The sequence below is a fragment of the Pseudomonas sp. X10 genome (genome assembly GCF_054889225.1).
The window spans coordinates 4438635-4458545 of sequence record NZ_CM142677.1; the positions used below are offsets into that span (position 1 = coordinate 4438635).

Consider the following 19911-nt stretch of genomic DNA (forward strand, 5'->3'; position numbering starts at 1 on the left):
GTGAACATCCCCTCCTCCCACCTCGACCTACGCCCCGACATCTTGCGCTGGGCCATTTTCCTCTGCCTGCTGGCCCCCTGCGCGGCCCTCGCCGACGGTGGCCTGACCCCGGCCAGCGGTCCGGGCGGCACACCGCTGATCAACAATGGCCATGGCGTACCGGTCATCGACATCGTTGCACCCAATGCCCGGGGCCTGTCACACAACCAGTTTCTCGACTACAACGTCGGCAAACCCGGCTTGGTGCTGAACAACGCCACACAGGCGGGCCAGTCGCAGTTGGCCGGCGCCCTTGCCGCCAACCCGCAGTTCCAGGGCCAGGCCGCTTCGACCATTCTCAATGAAGTGATCAGCCGCAACGCGTCGCTGATCGAAGGCCCGCAAGAGATCTTCGGCCGCCCGGCCGATTACGTCTTGGCCAACCCCAACGGCATCACCCTCAATGGTGGCAGCTTCATCAACACCACCCGCGCCGGCTTCCTGGTAGGTAGCCCCGATATCCAGGAGCAGCAACTCAAGCACCTCGACACCCTCAAGGCCAGCGGTTCGCTGCAGGTGTTGAAAGACGGTCAGAGCAACGCCGAGGGCGCCCTCGAACTGATCGCCCCGCGCATCGAGAGCCTGGGGCCGCTCGAAGCCCGCGACGACCTGACACTGACCGCAGGCCGCAACCGTATCGATGCCGCCAGCGGCCAGGTCCTGCGACACCTGCCGGGCACCTCGTCGAGCCTCGATGCCAGCCTGTTCGGCGCCATGCGTGCCGGACGTATCCGTATCGTCAGCACGGCCGAAGGCGCAGGCGTACGCATGGGGGCGGTGGACGTGGCTGGACGAGACGGCATTCACATCAGCTCGTCCGGAAGCCTGACGGTCAACGGCACCGGACAGAAGCACGCGCTGCTGCACAGTGAGCAAGGCACACTGTCGCTCGGCGCCCGCGACGACCTGGAGCTGAGCGCCACGGTCGGCAAGGCCGAGCGGATCGACGTCAAGGCCGGCAAGGACCTGACACTGAGCACCCAGACCCGGGAAGCCATCAAGCGTGACCGCGACAGCTGGAACAAGAAGGCATGGTTCATTACCACTGAGACCTACAGCCGCGAAGCCACCCGGACCGACCGCGAGCACGTGGGTAGCGAACTGCAGGCTTCCGCGGATGTAGCCCTGCAGTCCGGCCAGGACATGCGCCTCAAAGGCGCCAAGGTCGAGGCGGGCGGCACCCTGAGCGCCGACAGCAAAGGCCAGATGGGCATCCTCGCCGTGCACGACAGCAGCCAGGAAGACGTCAAGGTCAGGCACCGCAAGCACCTCTGGCGCGGCGACTCCGACTCAAGCCAGTACCAGGAAAAGGCCGTTCAAAGCCGCCTGCACGGCGAGCAGGTCGCCTTGAGCTCGGGCGGCGACTTCAAACTGCAAGGTAGCAGCGTGACAAGCCGCTCCGACATGACCATCAAGGCCCAGCAGGTAGAAATTACCGATACCTTACTCAAACACCAAGGTTCGAGCCGAGACTACCGGGGCGACCTGGTTTCCGGCACCTTCTTCGGCGACCGCGCGGGCGATGACCGCCATGATGAGCAGGCCGTCGGCAGCCACGTACAGTCGGGCGGTGAGCTGAGCGTGTCTGCCCACCGGGTAGGTATCAAAGGCAGCACGCTGGACAGCACCGGGGACGCCATCCTCTACAGCGACAAAGCGCTGCTGTCGGTAGAGTCGGCACAGAGCACCTCCAGTTCCAGCCAGCATGAAAGTGACAGCAAGCTGTTCGGCCTGATCGGCAAGAAGCGCGAGCACAACAGCAGCACCCAGGACGTGCTGGTCAGCGACGTATCCTCCAAAAGCAACCTGCGCCTGGCCAGTGCGGATGAACTGAAGGTCCACGGTGCCAGGCTGAGTGCCGGCCAACAGCTGCAACTGGAGGCGCAGAAGGACATCAGCATCGCCAGTGCCCAGGCACAAGTCAGCCAGGAGACCTCGGAACAGGACAGAGGCTTCACCGCCAGCGCCGGCCAGACCCAGCAAGCGCAAGACGGCAAACCCGAGTCCCGCCAGTACAACGCCAGCCTCAGCTACGAGGTCAAGCAGGTCACCCGTAAGGAAACCCACAATACCCAGGTGGGCAGCGAACTGAGCGGGGCCTCGGTGGACATCAAGAATGGCGCCCACCTGCAGGTGAATGGCTCGAAAGTCTCGGCCAGCGACGGTGACCTTGTCTTGCAGGCCAAGCAATTGACCCTGGGCGCCAGCCGCAACGAAAAGAACGCACAGACCAGCACCACCCAGAGCGGTGGCGGCCTGGCTCTCAGCGGAGGGATAGACCGGCTTGGCAGTGCTTTCGAAGGGCATCGCAACCAGGAAACCCTGAGCGAACAGGACACCCTCCACCAACGCAGCGAACTGGGCGCCAGCGGCGATGTGAAGATCACCGCCTCTGAACTGGTCACCGAAGCAGCGAAAGTCGATGCCGGCAAACAACTGCTGGTCGAGGCAGAGCAGGTGGAAAACCGCGTCGTGGAAGATCGCCAGAAACGGAGCCAAACCACCAACAATTGGCGTGGCAGCCTCGGTGGCAGCGTGGAATACCGAGGCCTGACCCGGCCCATCGAGAACCTGATCAACGGCCAGGAAGCATCCCGTTTCCAGCAGGCATCGGTCGAGGACTCCCTCGCCGCGCCGAGCGCAGGCGCCGATCTGACCCTGAGCCATCTCAGCCGCCAGGCCGAGGACATCAAAGGGACTGCGCAAGTCAGCGAACTCACGGGGGGGACCGTGACGGTCAAGGCCACAACGATCGACGATCAGGGTACGGCCTACCGCGCTACCCAGGGCAAGCTGCAAATCCAAGCGCAAAGTCACCACCTCAATGCCGCCCGGGATACCCAGCAGAACCATGTGCAACGCCTGGACTTCGACACGGACCTGCGCGTCGACACCAACACCGGCGAAGACATCAATGTGCGCCTGGCCGGTAAAGGCGGCTCCCTGGACAAGCGCAACGTCGGCGAAACTGCCCGTCCTGGCAGCCTCTATGGGCAAACAGGCATCCAGGTGCAACTGGGCAGCGATGGCCGCTACGAAGGTAGCCGCATCGATGCCGGAGAAGGCTCGCTGGCGTTGACCAGCGCCGGCAGCCTGACATTGGCCCAGGCCACCGACCGCCATCGCCAGGAAGAGAAAAGCCTGGACGGCAACGGTTGGGCCAAGGGCGGCAACAGCCCCCTGGGCACTGGACTGGAAGCCCGGGGCTACCTCAACCACCGCCAGCAGCAAAACCAGGACACCCAGGCCAGGATCGCTGAGATCGATGCCAAGGGCGACGTCACCATAAAAAGCGGCGGCGATCTGCTGCTCGAAGGCACCCGTATCGGCAGCCGTGACGCCAAGGTAGAGAATATCCGCCTGGACAGTGACGGCTTGCTACAGGTCAAGGCCGCCAGCAATACCCATGAAGCAAAAGGCAGCCAACTGGGCGGAGGCTTGGAGGCGAGTGGGAAGAAAGGCACCAGCAGCGGTGGCAGCCTCGGCGGCCACATCGGCAGCGGACGCATCGATGAACAGGCCACCACGGCCAGCGCCGCCAGCTTCACCGCCAAAAAGCAACTGAGCCTGGCCAGCCATGCCCGCGAAGACCAGGCCTTGCACCTGCAAGGACTGCAAGCTTCAGCCGGCCAGATCGACCTGAAGACCGAGCACGGCGGCATGCTGGTGGAGTCGTCCAGCAACACTGACCGGCGCGACAATCTCGACATCAAGGCCGGAGCCGGCTTCAACAAGGCCCAGGGCGCGACTGCGGAACTGAACACCTCTGGTCTGCATGGCCGCGTCCAGGTGGCAATGGACAAGCGCAACAACCTGAGCCACGGCAACAGCCAACTGCGGGCCGACCGCATCGTCATCGACAGCCTGGACGACACGCGCCTGGAAGGCGCCCAGGTCGACGCGAAACAGGTGACAGGTCAGGTTGGCGGGGACCTAGTGGTCGCCAGCCGCAAGGACAGTGTCGATAGCCTGGAACTCAAGGTCGATGGCCGCCTGAGCAAGGAGAAGAATCCGCAGGGCTATACCAATGCGGCCACGGCGCTGGCCGGCCCCGCTGGCGGCAAGGTCGCGGAAAAAGCCGGGCCGACCCTGAGCAAGGCCGAACCGGGCCTGTCCCCCACCTTCAGCCTGGACCTGTCCCGGACCCAGAGCGATACCGTCCCCCATCAGAGCACCCTCAGTGGCCGCGATGGTATCGACCTCCAGGTCACCGGCGAGACTCGGCTGACTGGCGCCAAGCTGCACGCGGCCAATGGCCGTATCGATCTGGGCGGCAGCCCAGTCACCCAGGAAACCCTCAACAGCCGCGACTACCGTCGTGACGTTGCGCTGGATGCCTCCAACGCACCGGTCGACCTGACCACCGCGGTGGTCGACGCCATCAAGAACAGGGATGCCAGCAGTGGCGAAAACGCCCTTGACCTGGGCCTGCTGCGGACCAGCGGCCATGACCGCAGTAGCCAGTTGGCCTCTAGCCTGCAGCAAAAGGAGGTCCGCCAACCCTGAGCCGCTGCCGGCCTTACCAGGTGATGCGCCGCTGCAGGCGCGTCGCCTCCGGTCCCAGCCACTGGCTGCTGCGCAACAGGGGCAACAGTGCGGCGTCGGCCTGCACGGCGACGTCGAGCTGCGCCTGGCGTGCCAGCAGGTCGGCATCCAACGCCGCCTGATGCTGCTGCGCCAGCGCCATGTGGCCGACCAGGCGCCAGCCGTCGCTGCAGTCGATCTGCAGCCAGCCTTGGCCCAGCGCCAGTGACCAAGGGGCGACCAGGGCCAAGTCATCCGCCGCGATCCGTCCCACGGCGCCACGGCATTGCCGGCCAGCGCCAAGCAGATGGATAGCGCCCCGCCATTGCCCTGCCAGCCGGTAATCCGACAGCGCAGTAGGTTGCGCTCCATCGGCCTGGAGGTCCGCCCGCCAGTTCCAGGGCCACCCTTGCAACTGCACCTGCCAGGCCTGACCTTGGTAGCCGAACTGCGCCTGGGCCCAAAGGCGCCAGGGTTGCCAGTCCCAGCGCAACGGCCCGACAGGCCCCGCTTGCCGGGCCTGGCCGTGCCACAGGCTGCCGCTGACACCCTCGACAGGCAGCGCCAGCCAACGCGTCAACCAACTGGCCGGCAACTCCACCAGCAAGGTCAGGCCGAACACCAGCATCCCCCACAACAGCGAACGCCGGCTCATGGTTGCACCAGCAAGTCGAAGCGCAAGCCGCTTTCATCTTGCTCCACTCCCCATTGCAGGGGGCGTCCTCCCTCGGCCTGCAAGGCCAATAACCAGTCCTGCAAGACCTGCTCATCCTCGACCTGCCCTCGCAGTTGCCAGGCATCGCCCTGGGTATCGACATCCAGCAAGCGGACCTGCCGGGCCTGGGCCGATTGCTGCAACCGCTCCAGGCCCAGGGACGGCCCCTCCTGCAAGGTCGCCGCCAACTCGGCCAAGTCCCGCCACTGGGCCAGCTGGCGCCATTGCCCGATGCCTTCGCGCACCACCAGGGTCGCCAGCAGCGCACCGATCACTCCACAGGCCAGGGGCACTCGATAACGCTGCCACAGCGCCTCGTTCATGAAGCACCTCCCAGGTCGAAGGTCACCTGCCATTGCCCAGGTTGGCCGTCCGCTTGTATCTCGACCTGCGCGCCCGCCGCGCTGGCCATGTCCTGCCATGGCGGGCTGGCGTCCTCGCCATTCAGGCGCAGGTGCCAGCGTTGGCCATCGAAGCGCACGGCCAGCAGGCGCCAGTCGGGACGCTGGCGTAACCAGTCCTGCAACTGCGCCTGCAGGCCATCGAGTTGGCGCAAGTGCAGTTGCCGCTCAAGGTCAACGGCCTGCAGGCGCTTGAGTGCCAAGGCCGCCTGACGCGGCGTGGCCTGCTCGCCGGTTACAGCCAGCACCTGGGCACGATACAACTGGGCCTGACGCCACTGCTGGACCAGCCACAAGCCACCCCAGAGGCTGGCCAAGAGCAGGCACGTCAGCGCCAGGCGCATCTGGTTGCGCGGCAGGCTCAAGCGTCGGCGTGAGCGCCGGACTTCGAACAAGCCTGGCAACCCCTCCAGCACAGCCAGGCGCGCAGGCCAGCGCCCGTCGAGCCGTTCGTAGCGCAACTGCCCCCAAGACGCCGGCAATTCGCTGCCCAGTGCCGTCGGCCAGGCTAACCAGTGCTCCTGTCCTTCTTCGCTACGGCCCTTGAACAGATCCAGCTCGCCGTCGCGCTGCCAATGCAGCGCATGCCCGGCTTGCGGTGCCGGCAGCAACTGGAACTCAGCCCAGCAACGTCCGACCTCCAGCCCCCAGCTGGCGCAAGTATTCAACCACTGAGCCAGCCGCTGACGCTCGACACCGACCAGTTGCAACCGCCCCGGATGGCGTGACAAGCAGGCGCATTGCACCTCGTCACCGCTCTGCAACAAGCGGTCTTCAAGCAGCAACGGCCACTCGTCACGCTTGAGCCCCGGCGGCGCCGGCACCTGGAAGTGGCTGCACAAGGGACCGGGCACGATCAGCGCGACCTGCGCGCCCAAGTCAGCGGGCGGCCGGCCGTCTCCTTCGCGCAGTGGCTCGCCGTTGGCCACCAGCAGCCAGTGCCAGGAGCCTTCGCCCAGCCCTGGCCGCAGCAGCAACCAGCTCCGTGCCGGGGAGCGGCGCCGCCAGTCAAATTTCATGAGCGCCCCCAGGGCAAGGCAAAGGTACAGGCATAAGGTGCTCCATCACGCTGGAATTCCAGGCGCACGCCACGGTCCGGGCGCGCGGGTTGATCGGAAGGCCAGGCCAGCCAGCGGCCCCCCTGGTGAAAGAGAACGTTCACCGCCGTTACATCGTCGAGCTGCTCACGCAGGACCCAGCGCGGCGCACTGGCGGCGTACAGGTCAGCGGAGCTTTCCAGCGACAGCCGCTGCTCGCGGGCATCGAAGCGCAGCCGTTGGCGTTGCAGGCGCGAGCCACCATCCACCGCCGGCCAAGCTGCGGCGGCCACCCACAGTAGTTGCCCACGGTCGGCCTGCCAGTCCAGCCAGCGCGGTGCCAGCGGCAAGCGCTGCTCGGACAGGCGGCGCAACACCGGGCTGTCGAAGCGCCGCTCCAAGGCCAGGCAGAACTCCAGTACAGGGGTGGCCCGGGCGGGGCTGGCCAGCCGTTCACGCACCTTGAGCCAGCCATTCACCAACGCCGCCAGCATGACGCCGAGCAGCGCGGTCAGAGCCATGGCCACCATCAGCTCGATCAGGGTCAGCCCTGCCTGGCGGCGCTTCATGGCCGCACCAGGAACAGGGTGTACTGGCCCAACGGCACGCGTCCGTCGCGGTCAGCGAACAACTGCATCTCGCCGCGCCGCAGGTCCTTCACACCGGTCCCGCGCAACTGCAATTGCCAATGACAGTCCAGGCCGCCTTGGTGCAACGTGCCATTGACCTGGTTGCCTGCCGGCCAGTACTGCTCGACGCTGAAGCGCGCCTGCAGCTCCCGGGCGCAGAGCACGCCGAGACGGTGCTGCTGCACGCTCTCCTGCACGGCCAGACGTTGACGCAGGGCCTGGCTGGCCATCACCGCCAACACGGCGGCGATACCCAGTGCCACGCTCACTTCGAGCAGAGTGAAACCCTGCTGCCGGCGCTTCATGGTACCGCCGCCGTGCGCAGTTGGCCGCTGCGGGTCCAGTCCCAGCGCTGCCTGCCTTGCGCCCAGCGCCACAGGACAGTGCCCGGCTGGCCCCAGCCATCAGGTGTGAACAGCAGCCGTGGCGACGGGCTGGCCGGCCAGTCCGGATGCAAGCCCTTGGGCCAGTCGCCGATCGCCAATGGCTCGACCTCCCAGCCACTGCCGGCCAAGCGGACGAACTCCGGGCGCTCACCGTTCCAGCGCATGCCACGCAATTGCCCGACATGCTGCGCCAGGGCGGCCTGTTCACGGGTCATGGCAGCCAACCTGGACAACGCTTGCTCGCCGCCGGCCTTGCTGCTGTCGAGCCAAACCACGCTGAGCCCAGTCATCAGCCCGGCAATGGCCAGCACCACCAGCAACTCCAGCAGGCTGAACCCGCGCTGGGCCGTCATGCGTCACAGCTCCCAGTTACCCAGGTCGGCATCCAAGCCTTCACCGCCTGGCACGCCGTCGGCCCCCAATGAATAGACATCGACACGGCCATGCTCGCCCGGGGAGCGGTACTGGTACGGCGTGCCCCAGGGGTCTTCCGGCAGGCGGCGGATATAGCCGTCGCTACGCCAGGCCCGAGGCAGCGGCTCCTGCTGCGGCTTCTTCACCAGCGCCGCCAAGCCCTGCTCGTTGCTGGGGAAGCGCAGGTTGTCCAGGCGGTACATGTCCAGTGCCTGCTCCAGCGTGGCCAGGTCGGCCATGGCCTTCTGGCGCATGGCCTTGTCCTGGTTGCCCAGCACACTGGGAGCGACCACGGCGATGAGCAGGCCGATGATAAAGATCACCACCATGATCTCCATGAGGGTGAAACCGCGCTGACGCGGGTGTTGTCTGTGCATGTTCAGGCTCCTTGTCACAGTGTCAGGCCCTGGTTGAGCTGCATGATCGGCAACAGCACCGCCAGCACGATGAACAGCACCACGCCGCCCATCACCAGGATCATCAGGGGTTCGAACAACGCCATGGCCGTGTCCACCTGGCGGGCAAAGCCGCGCTCCTGGTCATCGGCCACGCGTTCGAGCATGTCCGCCAGGGTGCCGCTGGCCTCGCCACTGCCGACCATGTTCACCAGCAGCGGCGGAAACTGGCCGCTGTCGTCCAGCGCGCGGTGCAGGCTGCTGCCGCCCTGCACTTGCAGGCTGACCTGCTCCAGCGCCAGGCGCACGCGGCGGTTGCCGACCGTGGCGGTGGCCACCTGCAGGGCTTCGAGCAAGGCCACGCCGCTGCCGGTGAGGATCGCCAGGCTGCGCGCCAGGCGCGCGCTCTCCAGCACCTGCAGCAGGCTGCCGATACGTGGCAGGCGTAACAGGCAATCGTCACGGCGCAGGCACCAGTGCGGCTTGCGTAGCAGCCAGCCACCCAGCAGGGTCAACACCACGGCCGCGCCCAGCAACCAGGGCACGGCGTTGACCAGCCCCTGGCTGAGGCCGATCAGCAACGAAGTGAGCAAAGGCAGGCTCTGCCCGGAGTGGGCGAACTGCTCGGTGAGCTTGGGCACCACGAAGGTCATCAGGCCGATGACCACGGCCAGCGACACGCCCATCAGCACACAGGGATAGATCAGCGCAGTGCGTGCCTTGTGCTGCTGGCGCTGCACCTGCTCCAAGTGTCCGGCCAGGCGTTCGAGCACCTGGGCCAGGCGCCCGGAGCGCTCGCCGGCTTCGACCAGCGCGCAATACAGGCCGGTGAAAGGCGCGCCCTGGCGAGCCAGGCTGCGGGCCAGGCCAAGGCCTTCGGCCAATGATCCGCGCAGCGCCACCAGCAGGCTGTGCAACGCGGGCTGGCGCAATTGTCGTTCAAGGGTCGCCAGTGCATCGACCAAGGGGATGCCGGCACCGGTGAGGGTCGCCAGTTGCCGGGTCAGCTCACACAGCTGGGCGCGGGTCAGGCGCTGGCGGCGCGGCTGTGCATTGCCGCCTTCGTGCCGTTGCAAGCGGCGGGCGAACAGCCCCTGCTCACGCAGCAGTTGCCGGGCATGGCGCTCGCTGTCGGCCTGCAGGCTAGCCTTGTGGGCCTTGCCGGCCAGGTCGACGGCTTGATAACGATAGGTCGGCATGGCTCAGCCCTGCACCGCGCGCAGCACTTCGGCGAGGCTGGTCTGGCCTGCGGCCAGGCAATCGCTGGCCATGGCCACCAGGCTCTGGCGGCGTCCGGCCAAGTAGTCCTGCATGGCCAACTCGCTGGCGCCCTCGTACAGCAGAGCGACCAGGCCGGCATCCAGCTCGATGAACTCATACAGCCCCAAGCGGCCGGTGTAGCCGCTGCCCTGGCAGTGCTCGCACCCGACCGCGTGGTAGCTCTGGGACAGGCCGTTCAACTCGGGCCACAGGCGCCGCTCGGCATCTTGCAACGGCTGGGCCACCGCGCAGTTGCACAAGCGGCGTACCAGACGCTGGGCCAGCACCCCACGCAGGCAGGACGCGATGAGGAAAGGTTCGATCCCCATGTCGCGCAGCCGCGTCACCGCGCCCACGGCGCTGTTGGTGTGCAGGGTCGACAGCACCAGGTGGCCGGTCAAGCTGGCCTGCACGGCGATCTGCGCGGTCTCGCGGTCGCGGATCTCACCGAGCATGATCACGTCCGGGTCCTGGCGCAGGATGGCGCGTAGGCCACTGGCGAAGGTCAGCCCGGCGCGCGGGTTGATCGCCGTCTGGCCGATGCCGGCGATGGCGTATTCCACCGGGTCTTCGACGGTGAGGATATTACGGCTGCCGTCGTTCAGGCTGTTGAGGCTGGCATAGAGCGTGGTGGTCTTGCCCGAGCCGGTCGGCCCGGTACTGAGGACGATGCCGTTGGGCCGCCCGAGGCAAGCGCGCAGGCCCTGCAAGACACTGGCCGGCATGCCCAGGTTGTCCAGTGCCAACAGGCTGGCCTGCTTGTCCAAGACCCGCATCACCACGCGCTCGCCATGGATGCCCGGCAAGGTCGAGACACGCACGTCCACCTCACGCCCGGCGGCGCGCAAGGTGATGCGGCCGTCCTGGGGCTGGCGTTTCTCGGCGATATCCAGGCGCGCCATGACCTTGATTCGCGACACCAACATGGCCGACAAGGCGCGTGGCGGGCGCAGCACTTCGCGCAGGTGGCCGTCGACGCGCAGGCGCACCACCAGGCTCTGCTCGAAGGTTTCGATATGGATATCGGAGGCGCGCAGGCGCAAAGCTTGCCCGAACAGACCATTGATCAGACGGATCACCGGCGCTTCGTCATCGCTCTCCAGCAGATCCTCGATACGCGGCATCTCGCTCATCAGGCCATCCAGGTCGACCTGCTCGCCGATGCCTTCGATCAACGCAGCAGTAGCCGCTTCGCCTGCCTGATAGAGCTGGCCAAGACGCTCGTCGAAGGCCTCGTCCTCAAGGTATTCGAGGGCCTGGGGTTTGCCGTGCACGCGCAGCAGTTCGTGCAACTGATCACTGTCGGCATTGCGACGCAGCCACAGTTGCCAGCCCTCGGTGCAAGGCGCCATGGCCAGGCCAGCTTGGCGTGCCAGTCGGTAAGGCAGCATCACCAGTCACCCCCTTCCAGACGTGCGCGGCTGGCAGGAAACACCTGCAACAGCGGCGTGCCTTCGGCCACCTCCTGCAAGGGCAGCGCGGTTTCCTGTTGCAGGCGTTGGTACTTCTCCTGGCTCAGGCCGGCGAGGCTCGGGCCGTCACGCAGGATGCGCGGACGGATGAAGATCATCAGGTTCTGCTTCACGCCCCTGCTCGCGTCGGAGCGGAACAACCGGCCCAGGCCAGGGATGTCGCCGAGGAACGGCACCTTCTGGTTGCTGGTACTGAGCTCGTCGCTGATCAGCCCGCCAAGAATCACCAGACCGTTGTCCTCGACCATGACCTTGGTCTTGATCTCGCGCTTGTTGGTGATCACGTCGCTGGCCGCCGCCGTGTCGGCGATCGACGAAACCTCCTGGACAATGTCCAGGCGCACGCTGTCGTCGATGTTGATCTGCGGCTTGATGCGCAACTTCACGCCGACCTCCTTGCGCTCGATGGTCTGGTAAGGGTTGGCGTTGTTCTGAGTCACGGAACCTGTGACGAAGGGCACTTCCTGGCCCACCAGGATCGAAGCCTCGGCGTTGTCCAGGGTCAGCAGGGTCGGCGTGGACAGCAGGTTGAAGCCGCTCTTGCCCTTGAGCGCGTTGACCAGCATGGCGAAGTTGAAGCCGCCGCCGAAATGACCAATGCCCGCCGTCGCGCCGCTGATGCCAGACAACACTTTGCCCAGTTCGGCGCTGTTCCCGCTGGCGGCCGCCCCGGCGATGCTGGCGATGTTGGCACCGCCGCTGCCGAAATTGACGATACCGGCACCGAACTTCTCGTCAGCGAACAGCCATTGCACGCCCAGTTCTTCCGCGCGGGAGTCGGACACCTCGGCGATGATCGCCTCGACCACCACCTGGGCGCGGCGGATGTCCAACTGCTCGACAATGCTGCGGTAGGCTGCCAGCTCGCTGTCCGGGCCGACCATGACCACGGCGTTGGTGCCTTCTTCATATTCCAGACGGATACCCGAGTCGCTGACAGGCAGCGACTGCTTGCCTTCAGCGTCCCCCTCGGCGGGCGGTGCGCCAGCTTCCCCACTGAGGCCACGCAAGACCTTGACCACTTCGCCGGCATTGGCGTGGCGCAAGTACATCACTTGGGTGTTGGAGTCGCGCCGGTCTTCCCGTGGTTTGTCGAGCTGGGCCAGCAGGGCCCGCACGCGCTCGCGGCTGTCGGCGCTACCACGTACCAGCAAAGCATTGCTGCGCGGATCGGCGACCACCTGGGCACTGTCGACGCCCTGCTCGCGGGCCAGCAGGCGGGTGAGCAACTGGCTGGTGTCGGCAGCGCTGGCATGCTGCAGCGGCATGACCTGCAAGGGCTCGTCGCTGACCTGGTCGAGCTGGCGCAACAGGCTATCGATCCGCGCCAAGTTGCTGCGCCAATCAGTGACCACCAGCAGGTTGGCCGCCGGGTACGGGGTGATCACGCCAACCCGGGGATCGATCAGCGGTTTGAGGATACCAAGCATCTGCTCGCTGGCGGCGTTGCGCACATTGAATACGCGGGTGGCGACGCCGTCGCTGCCATCGCTGGACTTGCCGACGGCCTCCACCGGCACCGGCTCCAGGCGCGCGGCCTGGTCGGGGACGATCTTCACGCTGCCGTTGGGCAGGTCCACGGCGGCAAAGCCCTGGGCGCGCAACTGGGCCAGAAAGATGTCGTAGATGGCCTCGGCATCGTGGCGATCGACCGTGCGTACCGTGACCTTGCCCTTGACCCTTGGATCGACGATGAAGGTGGTGCCAGTGATGCGCGACACACTGTCGATGAACTCGCCCAAGTCAGTGTCGACGAAGTTCACCTCATACAGGGGAGCTTCGCCCTCCTCCAGGGCTTCCGGTTCTTCGGCATGGGCCAGCGACAGGCCAAGGCACAGCAGGCCAGCCAGGCAGTATCTCGCGATCATCAGTCATCCTTGCCGCTTGAAGCCGGTCACGGCGGGCCGTGGCGGCCAGGGCAGGCGCTCACGCCGCCCCTGGTTGTCGAAAATCAGTCCTTCATGGTCGATGTCTTGCAGTACGATCCCCGGCGCCAGGCGCTGGCCGCGACCTAGGGTGCGCACCTGCTCGCCATAGCGCAGCACCACTACCGTGGCGCTCAAGGGTTCGGCCTTGAGCCCGCCGAGGTACTGCAACGGCAAGCGTGTCAGGGGGATGGCCCCGGTATCGGCAACCGGTTGCCAATGACCGACCATCAACCCGGGCAGTGCCGCCTCGCGTGGCGCAGGCGCGCTGGCTGTTTGCGGTTCGCGGCTCAACTGGAGCACGCATTGCGCGGCCAACCAGCCAGCGAGGGCCAGCCAGAGGCCGCCGAGCAGAGGTGTAATGCGGGTCAAGCGCTCACCTGGCGCGGATGCCAGCCCGGATGCCCTTGCACGTAACGCACCTCCGGCAGTTGCAAGGATGCCAGTCGCCAGTTCACAGGCTGCCGCGCCAGCCAGGCCTCGACCCGTTGCCATAGGGGCTCGCCCGCGCCCGGATCGAAATGCAGGCCGAAGGTGCGGCACAGGCCCTTGTTCGGCGCAAGTCCGCCGATACGCTTGCCCACGGCGCTGTAGCTGACCTGCCAGGCCTGGCCTTGCCAGCGCGGCAAGTCCTGGCTGTTGTCGAGCAGCAAGGGATCGCCGAAGAGTTGCTCGGCAGCGTTCTCCAGCACCTGCTCGACCTGCCGGGCCGGAGCGTCGACCACCGGCGCGGAATAACCGCCGGTAAGGCAGATCAAGTGTTCACGGGTGATGCTCTCCCCGGCGCGCAAGGGGACGTCGTAGCGCAGGCCTGGCAACAGCACTGGCAGGTTGCTGTCGTCGGCCAGGGCCTGGTGCAGCAGGCGATCCCAACTGCCGCCACGCGTGTCACGCCGCCAGAGTGCCTCGGGCGCCTGGGCCAGGGGCCGGTCCAGCCAGGCCGCATGGCCAGCGCGTTCCTGCTGCAATAGCGGACGCAGTTGTGCGGCACGCGCCTGGGCGGCAGGTGCAAGCACGTGTTCGAACGCCGGGAAGAAACGCCCGTTGAATTGCCATTGCCCGGCCACCTGCTGGCAGCGGATACGGAACGCGCCGCTGCCTCGGCAACCGGCGAACAACACCGGCACACGCCGTCCGCTGGTCTGGGTCACCTCCACAGGCGCCGGCCAAAGATCCTGGCCCCGAGCACAGAGCAGCACATCGACCTCCGGTACCCGTTCGGCGAGCCAGAGGCCCGGCCCCGTGCCGACATCGGCCAGGGCCACTACCAAGTCAGCCTCACGGCGCGCCTGTTCGAAGCTGGGCCGCAGCGACTGGTACCACTGTTTGAGAGAAGCCTTCTGGTCCTGGGCGTAGGGGTCCGTAATCCCGACCACGGCGATGCGCACGCCAGCACGCCGGAACAGGTGCACGCCCTCCACACCCAAGGCCTGCGCCTGTTCCATAGCCAGCCCCGCGCCCAAGGTAATCGCGGAGGATTGCCGGTAGAGCCCGGCGCAGTGTTGTGGCCAGAGCACACGCTCGTCGCTGCTCACCCGCACTTCGCTGCCCAGTAACCGACTACCCTGCACCCCGCTGGCGCCTTGGGTCAGGTAGGCCATGCCGCTGCCATTCCAGCCCTGGCCGTTCTCCAGGGTCAGGCAATGGTCTGGGCCACTTTCGTTACGCAATTGTTCGAGCAATGCCGCCAGGACGGCATAGCCGCCGAGCCGGGCGTTGTCGGCCAGGCCTGCATCGAGCAAAGGGGCGAGTTCGGCATGACCGCCGCGGGCGTTGCTGCCGGTCATCCAAGGCGCGCGGCCAAGGTGGGTCACCGGCCCCAGGCGGGTGGCGGGGACCACGGCCAAGCCTGGCTGGCGTGCGTCCAGGGTATCGGCGATATATAGCAGGTCCAGTGACGGCTGGCCGCTGGCGCCCTGGCCGGGAATGGCGGAGCAGGCGCCGAGCAAGGGCGCCATAGCACCAACGCCCATCCAACTGATCACTTCGCGTCTGCGCATGTTCGCCATCGGCCCCGTCTTCCTTCCCTGCTGTTTGACTGTGGGCCGGGATATTGCGGAGCTTGGATGACAGTTTAATGGCAGTTATCAGACAGTCATTCCGGAAAGATCCTTCAAATCAATTGGTAAGAACCTGCAGTTTTAAAAACCCGTTAATAAAACTGCCAATCAATCATCACACTGCCCCTCTACAGTCCCGGTTTCTTCCAACTCAGCTCAACCAAAAGAAGGAATCACTGATGAGTCGAGATACCGGCGACAACCTGGACCGGAACCTGAGCGGCAACCTGCCGATGGCCAGTGTCATGGACACCTACCTGAGCCGCCGCAGCGTCGTTCGTGGAGGCCTGGGCGCGGCGATCGCCATGATCGCCGGCACCGGCCTTAGCGGTTGTTTCGATGGCGGCGGCAGTTCGCATGACGACCCGGTAACCGAGCCCCCCGTCACCGAACCGGAAGTCCCGAAACTCAAACTGGGGTTCGACTCGATCCCAGGCTCGCGCACCGACGCCTGTGTCGTCGCCGCCGGTTACAGCGCCTACGTCATCGCGCCATGGGGCACCCCGCTCAACAGCAACGGCAACCCCTGGAAGTCCGATGGCAGCAACACCTCCACCGACCAGGCCAACGCCATCGGCATGCACCATGACGGCATGCATTTCTTCCCCATCAATGGCAGCTCCGATGACGGCCTGCTGGCGATCAACTTCGAGTACATCGACGCCGATGCCCTGCACCCGGCCGGGCCGACCGTCGATGCCAACGGCAACCGCCCGGCCGAGGAAGTGCGCAAGGAAATCAACGCCCATGGTGCCGGCGTGGTACGCCTGAGCAAGGTCAACGGTCGCTGGCAGGTGGTCGACAACGACCCGCTCAACCGCCGCTTCACCACTGCCTCGCTGATGGACATCTCCGGCCCCCTGCGCGGTACCGAACACGTCAAGACCCGCTTCTCCCCCGACGGCATCCAGGCCCGCGGCACCAACAACAACTGCGGCAACGGCTTCACCCCGTGGGGTACCTACCTGACCTGCGAAGAGAACTGGCCAGGCATCTTCGTCAACAAAGGCACGCGTCCGGCTGACCAGCAGCGTATCGGTGTGTCCACCTCCAGCACCAGCTACGCCTGGGAAACCGCAGCCGGCGACGCCAGCGAAGTGGATGGTGAATTCAGCCGCTTCGACGTCACTCCGACCGGCGCCAGCGCCACCGACGACTACCGCAACGAAGCCAGCACCTACGGCTACATCGTCGAGATCGACCCGTACGACAGCAGCACCCGGGCGGTCAAACGCACCGCGCTGGGCCGCTTCCGCCACGAAGGCTGCTGCCCCGGCCTGCCGGTGGCGGGCAAGCCGGTCGTCTGGTACATGGGCGATGACTCGAACAACGAGTACCTGTACAAGTTCGTCTCCGACGCCCTGTGGGACCCGGCCGACGCCGATCCTGCAGACCGCCTGGCCACCGGTGCCAAGTACATGGACCAGGGCAAGCTCTATGTGGCGCGCTTCAATGCCGATGGCACCGGCGTCTGGCTGCTGCTGGACGTCAACAGCCCAACCACCAGCGGCAGCACGCTCGGCGCACTGTACGGCGACTTGGCCGGCATCATCCTGCACACCCGTGGCGCTGCCGACGCCCTGGGCGCCACGCCGATGGACCGCCCTGAATGGACCACGGTCAACCCGCTCAACGGCGACGTCTACCTGACCCTGACCAACAACAGCGCGCGCACCCCGGACACAGTGGATGCCGCCAACCCGCGCGGCCCGAACCGCCACGGTCACATCATCCGTTGGCACGACAGCGACGACTACCTGAGCATGACTTGGGACATCTTCGTCTTCGGCGCCAACGCGGCCGGCACCGCCGACATCAACCGCTCCGGCCTGACCGAACTGAACCAGTTCGCCAGCCCCGACGGCATGAGCTTCGATAGCCGCGGCATCCTCTGGTTCGAGACCGACAATGGCGAGTCGACCCTGACCAACTACACCAACGACCAGATGCTGGCGGTGATCCCCACGAACCTGGTAGACGCCGATGGCAAGCAGGTCCCGGTCAATGCCGAGAACCAGGTGGACCTGCGCCGCTTCTTCGTCGGTCCGAACGACTGCGAAGTCACCGGCATCGCTTTCACCCCGGACAACAAGTCGCTGTTCATCAACATCCAGCATCCCGGAAACTGGCCGTATACCGATGTGGCCACCGCCGTGACACCAGCGGGCACCACCGTCCGGCCACGCGCTTCGACCGTGGTGATCCAGCGTAACGATGGCGGCGAGATCGGCATCGCCTGACCCCGCCTCCTCCACGAACCGCTGCCCTTACCAGGGCAGTGGTTCGCGGCTCTTCACCCGCACCTGTTGAACCGGCACCCGGGCGTGCCATTGCACCACTCCCAGCGCCTCGACCTCGAATTGGCTACGCAGGCGGCGCCCCTCCTCTTCGAATGTCAGCTGCAACAGGAAATGCCCACTGTTGAGCAGCAGGCCCGAGCTCAGCCTCTCGAAGGTCTCATCGTCCACCGCCCCCAATGCCTGACGCAGCGCCGAGGCATCCACATAGCCCGATGCCGGGCGGCCGCTGATGATGCGGCTGAGCAGTGAGCGCGAAAACCGTCCCTCGTAGAGCGCATCGAGCAAAGCCAAGTGCTCTGGCCCAAGGGCATTGGCATTCAGGCGCCAGCCAGTGGTCTCGGGCAAGGCGCAAAGGGCGGGGTAGCGTCCCTGCCTCTTGGCGTCCAGCTCAAGCAGCAGGTTCAGCTCACTGGTGTCCAGCATCGGCTGGTTAGCGGCCAACCGCGCCGGTGACTGGCGCAGATACTGGTCGCTTTCGGCACCGTGCAGGCGCGCCTGGCTGTCGCTGTCGAGCCAGTCGGCCAGGGAGTGGGTCAGGCGCTCGGCGGCCAAGTCATCCCCCAGCAGATAACGCAACTGGCGTTCGGCACGCTCGCCATCCTCACCCAGCAACGCATTGACGTTGAAGCAGGTGTGCAGATCCTGCACACGCAATTGCGCCGACCCTGCACCGAAATTGTAAGACAGCGGCTGGCCACGCAAGGCCTGCCAGAACAGGGGGCTGACACGCCAGGCCGGATCACGCAGAGCCTGCTCGGCAAAGGCCAGGCCAGCCTGCTCCATGGCCCGCACCTGTACCCGTTGCTGCAACAGGCGCACAGCATCGACCTGCTGTCGGCCATCCTGCACCAACCAGGTCAAGCCTGTGGCAATCATTGCCAGAACCACCATCACCATCAGCAGCGCCGCGCCGCGCTGTTGCTTGCCAACCATGCCTGCGAACCCTGTCGATCATCGAGGCGCCAGTCAACACGTCGGATGTTTCAGGCACATGGCAAACGCTGTCCAAGTCACGTCCGCGTCATAAACGGTAGGCAGGATAACGCCTTCCTTTTCATGAACTTGGAGTGGTTCCATGGGTGGCATCGGTATTTGGCAATTGGTCATCGTGCTGTTGATCGTGTTCCTGCTGTTCGGCACCAAGCGCCTCAAAGGACTGGGCAGCGATGTCGGCGAAGCGATTCAGGGCTTTCGCAAATCCATGGGGACCAGCAACGAGGAACCCACCCCCTCGGCACAGCTGCGGCAACAACCGCAACAGGCCGGACAGGCCGCGCAGCAACCTCAAACGGAACGCCAGGGCTGATGTTCGAGATAGGCTTCAGCGAACTCTTGCTGGTGGGCGTGGTGGCCTTGCTGGTGCTGGGACCAGAGCGCTTGCCAGTAGCGGCGCGCACGGTCGGGCGTGGGCTGGGCCAGGCACGCCGGGCAATGAACGCCTTGCGCGCGCAGGTCGAGCGGGAGTTGGATGCACCGAGGCTGGACACCGCCCCTTTGCAGCGCCTGGAACAGGAGATCCGCCAGGGCATCAGCCTGCAGGCCGAACCGGCCAATGACACGGCGCCAACCATGGAGACCGGCCATGAGCATCGCCGTTGAAGAAACACGCATGCCGCTGACCGAGCACCTGCGCGATCTGCGTCGGCGCCTAGTGCGCTGCCTGCTGGCCATTGCCGTGATGTTCGCCGGCCTGTTCCCCTTCGCCCAGACCCTCTACACCTTGGTCTCCGAGCCACTGCGCCGCTATCTGCCGGAAAGCGCAAGCATGATCGCCACCAGCGTGACCTCACCGTTCCTGGCACCGTTCAAGCTGACCCTGATGTGCGCGCTGTTCGTTGCCATGCCGATACTGCTGCACCAGGCCTGGGGCTTCATCGCGCCCGGCATGTACCGCCGCGAGCGCCGCATCGCCTTGCCGCTGCTGATATCGAGCATCGTGCTGTTCTATGCCGGCATGGCCTTCGCGTTCTTCCTGGTGTTCCCGATGATGTTCGGCTTCTTCGCCAGCGTGACTCCGAACGGAGTGGCAATGATGACCGACATCAGCCTGTACCTGGACTTCGTCATGGCGCTATTCCTGGCCTTCGGGCTGGCATTCGAGATTCCCGTGGCGACCTTCATCGTGGTCTGGGCAGGACTGGTCGACACCGCGACCCTGCGCCGCAGCCGGCCTTACGTGATCGTCGGATGTTTCGTGGTGGGGATGATCCTGACGCCGCCGGATGTGTTTTCACAGACGTTGCTGGCGGTGCCGATGTGGCTGTTGTTCGAGGTGGGGTTGGTGGCGTGCGCAGCGTTGCGGCGGTCCGGGCAAGACGCCCAGATAATAGTCCCTGAATGAGCAAACGCATTGG

At 65.8% G+C, this 19911-nt stretch carries 18 protein-coding genes; 5 read left to right on the forward strand and 13 right to left on the reverse strand.

Going from position 1 to position 19911, the window contains the following annotated elements; all coding sequences use genetic code 11:
• Positions 1-4545, forward strand: a complete 4545-nt coding sequence (locus tag ACYU03_RS20250; RefSeq protein WP_461886404.1) for a hemagglutinin repeat-containing protein — start codon at positions 1-3, stop codon at positions 4543-4545.
• Between the two features lie 13 nt (positions 4546-4558).
• Here the strand turns inward: ACYU03_RS20250 and ACYU03_RS20255 are convergent, their stop codons facing one another.
• Genes ACYU03_RS20255 through ACYU03_RS20310 form a run of 12 tightly spaced genes read right to left on the reverse strand, consistent with a single transcriptional unit; the run spans position 4559 to position 15206 of the window.
• Positions 4559-5218 carry a hypothetical protein gene (locus ACYU03_RS20255; RefSeq protein WP_461886405.1) on the reverse strand — a complete coding sequence of 220 codons (660 nt, stop codon included), beginning with the start codon at positions 5216-5218 and terminating at the stop codon, positions 4559-4561.
• Positions 5215-5601, reverse strand: coding sequence for a type II secretion system protein GspM (gene gspM / locus ACYU03_RS20260; protein ID WP_461886406.1), 387 nt, complete (start codon positions 5599-5601; stop codon positions 5215-5217). The genes ACYU03_RS20255 and gspM overlap by 4 nt, the downstream gene beginning before the upstream one ends.
• On the reverse strand, positions 5598-6698 hold the full coding sequence (locus ACYU03_RS20265; protein WP_461886407.1) for a type II secretion system protein GspL: 1101 nt from the start codon (positions 6696-6698) through the stop codon (positions 5598-5600). Before ACYU03_RS20265 ends, gspM begins: the two co-directional genes overlap by 4 nt.
• Positions 6695-7285: a PulJ/GspJ family protein gene (locus ACYU03_RS20270; protein ID WP_461886408.1), complete on the reverse strand. Its 591-nt coding sequence runs from the start codon at positions 7283-7285 to the stop codon at positions 6695-6697. The genes ACYU03_RS20265 and ACYU03_RS20270 overlap by 4 nt, the downstream gene beginning before the upstream one ends.
• Entirely contained in the window at positions 7282-7650 is a 369-nt protein-coding gene (locus ACYU03_RS20275; RefSeq protein WP_461886409.1) for a type II secretion system protein, read from the reverse strand. The genes ACYU03_RS20270 and ACYU03_RS20275 overlap by 4 nt, the downstream gene beginning before the upstream one ends.
• Complete coding sequence (gspH, locus tag ACYU03_RS20280) at positions 7647-8084, reverse strand: type II secretion system minor pseudopilin GspH (protein ID WP_461886410.1); 438 nt, start codon at positions 8082-8084, stop codon at positions 7647-7649. The genes ACYU03_RS20275 and gspH overlap by 4 nt, the downstream gene beginning before the upstream one ends.
• 3 nt (positions 8085-8087) lie before the next feature.
• Complete coding sequence (gspG, locus tag ACYU03_RS20285) at positions 8088-8522, reverse strand: type II secretion system major pseudopilin GspG (protein ID WP_461886411.1); 435 nt, start codon at positions 8520-8522, stop codon at positions 8088-8090.
• 14 nt (positions 8523-8536) lie between these two features.
• Positions 8537-9739 carry a type II secretion system inner membrane protein GspF gene (gspF, locus tag ACYU03_RS20290; protein ID WP_461886412.1) on the reverse strand — a complete coding sequence of 401 codons (1203 nt, stop codon included), beginning with the start codon at positions 9737-9739 and terminating at the stop codon, positions 8537-8539.
• 3 nt (positions 9740-9742) lie between these two features.
• Positions 9743-11191, reverse strand: coding sequence for a GspE/PulE family protein (locus ACYU03_RS20295; protein WP_461886413.1), 1449 nt, complete (start codon positions 11189-11191; stop codon positions 9743-9745).
• Positions 11191-13140 carry a type II secretion system secretin GspD gene (gene gspD / locus ACYU03_RS20300; protein WP_461886414.1) on the reverse strand — a complete coding sequence of 650 codons (1950 nt, stop codon included), beginning with the start codon at positions 13138-13140 and terminating at the stop codon, positions 11191-11193. The genes ACYU03_RS20295 and gspD overlap by 1 nt, the downstream gene beginning before the upstream one ends.
• A gap of 3 nt (positions 13141-13143) precedes the next feature.
• On the reverse strand, positions 13144-13569 hold the full coding sequence (locus ACYU03_RS20305) for a pilus assembly protein PilZ (protein WP_461886415.1): 426 nt from the start codon (positions 13567-13569) through the stop codon (positions 13144-13146).
• Entirely contained in the window at positions 13566-15206 is a 1641-nt protein-coding gene (locus ACYU03_RS20310) for a bifunctional UDP-sugar hydrolase/5'-nucleotidase (protein WP_461886416.1), read from the reverse strand. Before ACYU03_RS20310 ends, ACYU03_RS20305 begins: the two co-directional genes overlap by 4 nt.
• Positions 15207-15436: 230 nt before the next feature.
• Here ACYU03_RS20310 and ACYU03_RS20315 point away from each other — a divergent pair, with 230 nt between their 5' ends.
• Positions 15437-17497, forward strand: a complete 2061-nt coding sequence (locus tag ACYU03_RS20315; RefSeq protein ID WP_461886417.1) for a PhoX family protein — start codon at positions 15437-15439, stop codon at positions 17495-17497.
• Between the two features lie 27 nt (positions 17498-17524).
• On the opposite strand, the gene gspK is transcribed toward ACYU03_RS20315, so the two are convergent.
• Positions 17525-18490 (reverse strand): type II secretion system minor pseudopilin GspK, encoded by a 966-nt coding sequence (gene gspK, locus ACYU03_RS20320; RefSeq protein ID WP_461886418.1) that lies wholly within the window; start codon positions 18488-18490, stop codon positions 17525-17527.
• Positions 18491-18632: 142 nt separating this feature from the next.
• On the opposite strand from gspK, the gene tatA reads away from it, so the two are divergent.
• The 3 genes from tatA to tatC are packed head-to-tail and all read left to right on the forward strand — an operon-like array spanning position 18633 to position 19898.
• Positions 18633-18863: a twin-arginine translocase TatA/TatE family subunit gene (gene tatA / locus ACYU03_RS20325; protein WP_461886419.1), complete on the forward strand. Its 231-nt coding sequence runs from the start codon at positions 18633-18635 to the stop codon at positions 18861-18863.
• The gene (tatB, locus tag ACYU03_RS20330) at positions 18863-19156 is read left to right on the forward strand and encodes a Sec-independent protein translocase protein TatB (RefSeq protein WP_461886420.1); all 294 of its coding nucleotides are present in this window, start codon (positions 18863-18865) and stop codon (positions 19154-19156) included. Before tatA ends, tatB begins: the two co-directional genes overlap by 1 nt.
• Positions 19140-19898: a twin-arginine translocase subunit TatC gene (gene tatC / locus ACYU03_RS20335; protein WP_461886421.1), complete on the forward strand. Its 759-nt coding sequence runs from the start codon at positions 19140-19142 to the stop codon at positions 19896-19898. Before tatB ends, tatC begins: the two co-directional genes overlap by 17 nt.
• Positions 19899-19911: the final 13 nt, after the last annotated feature.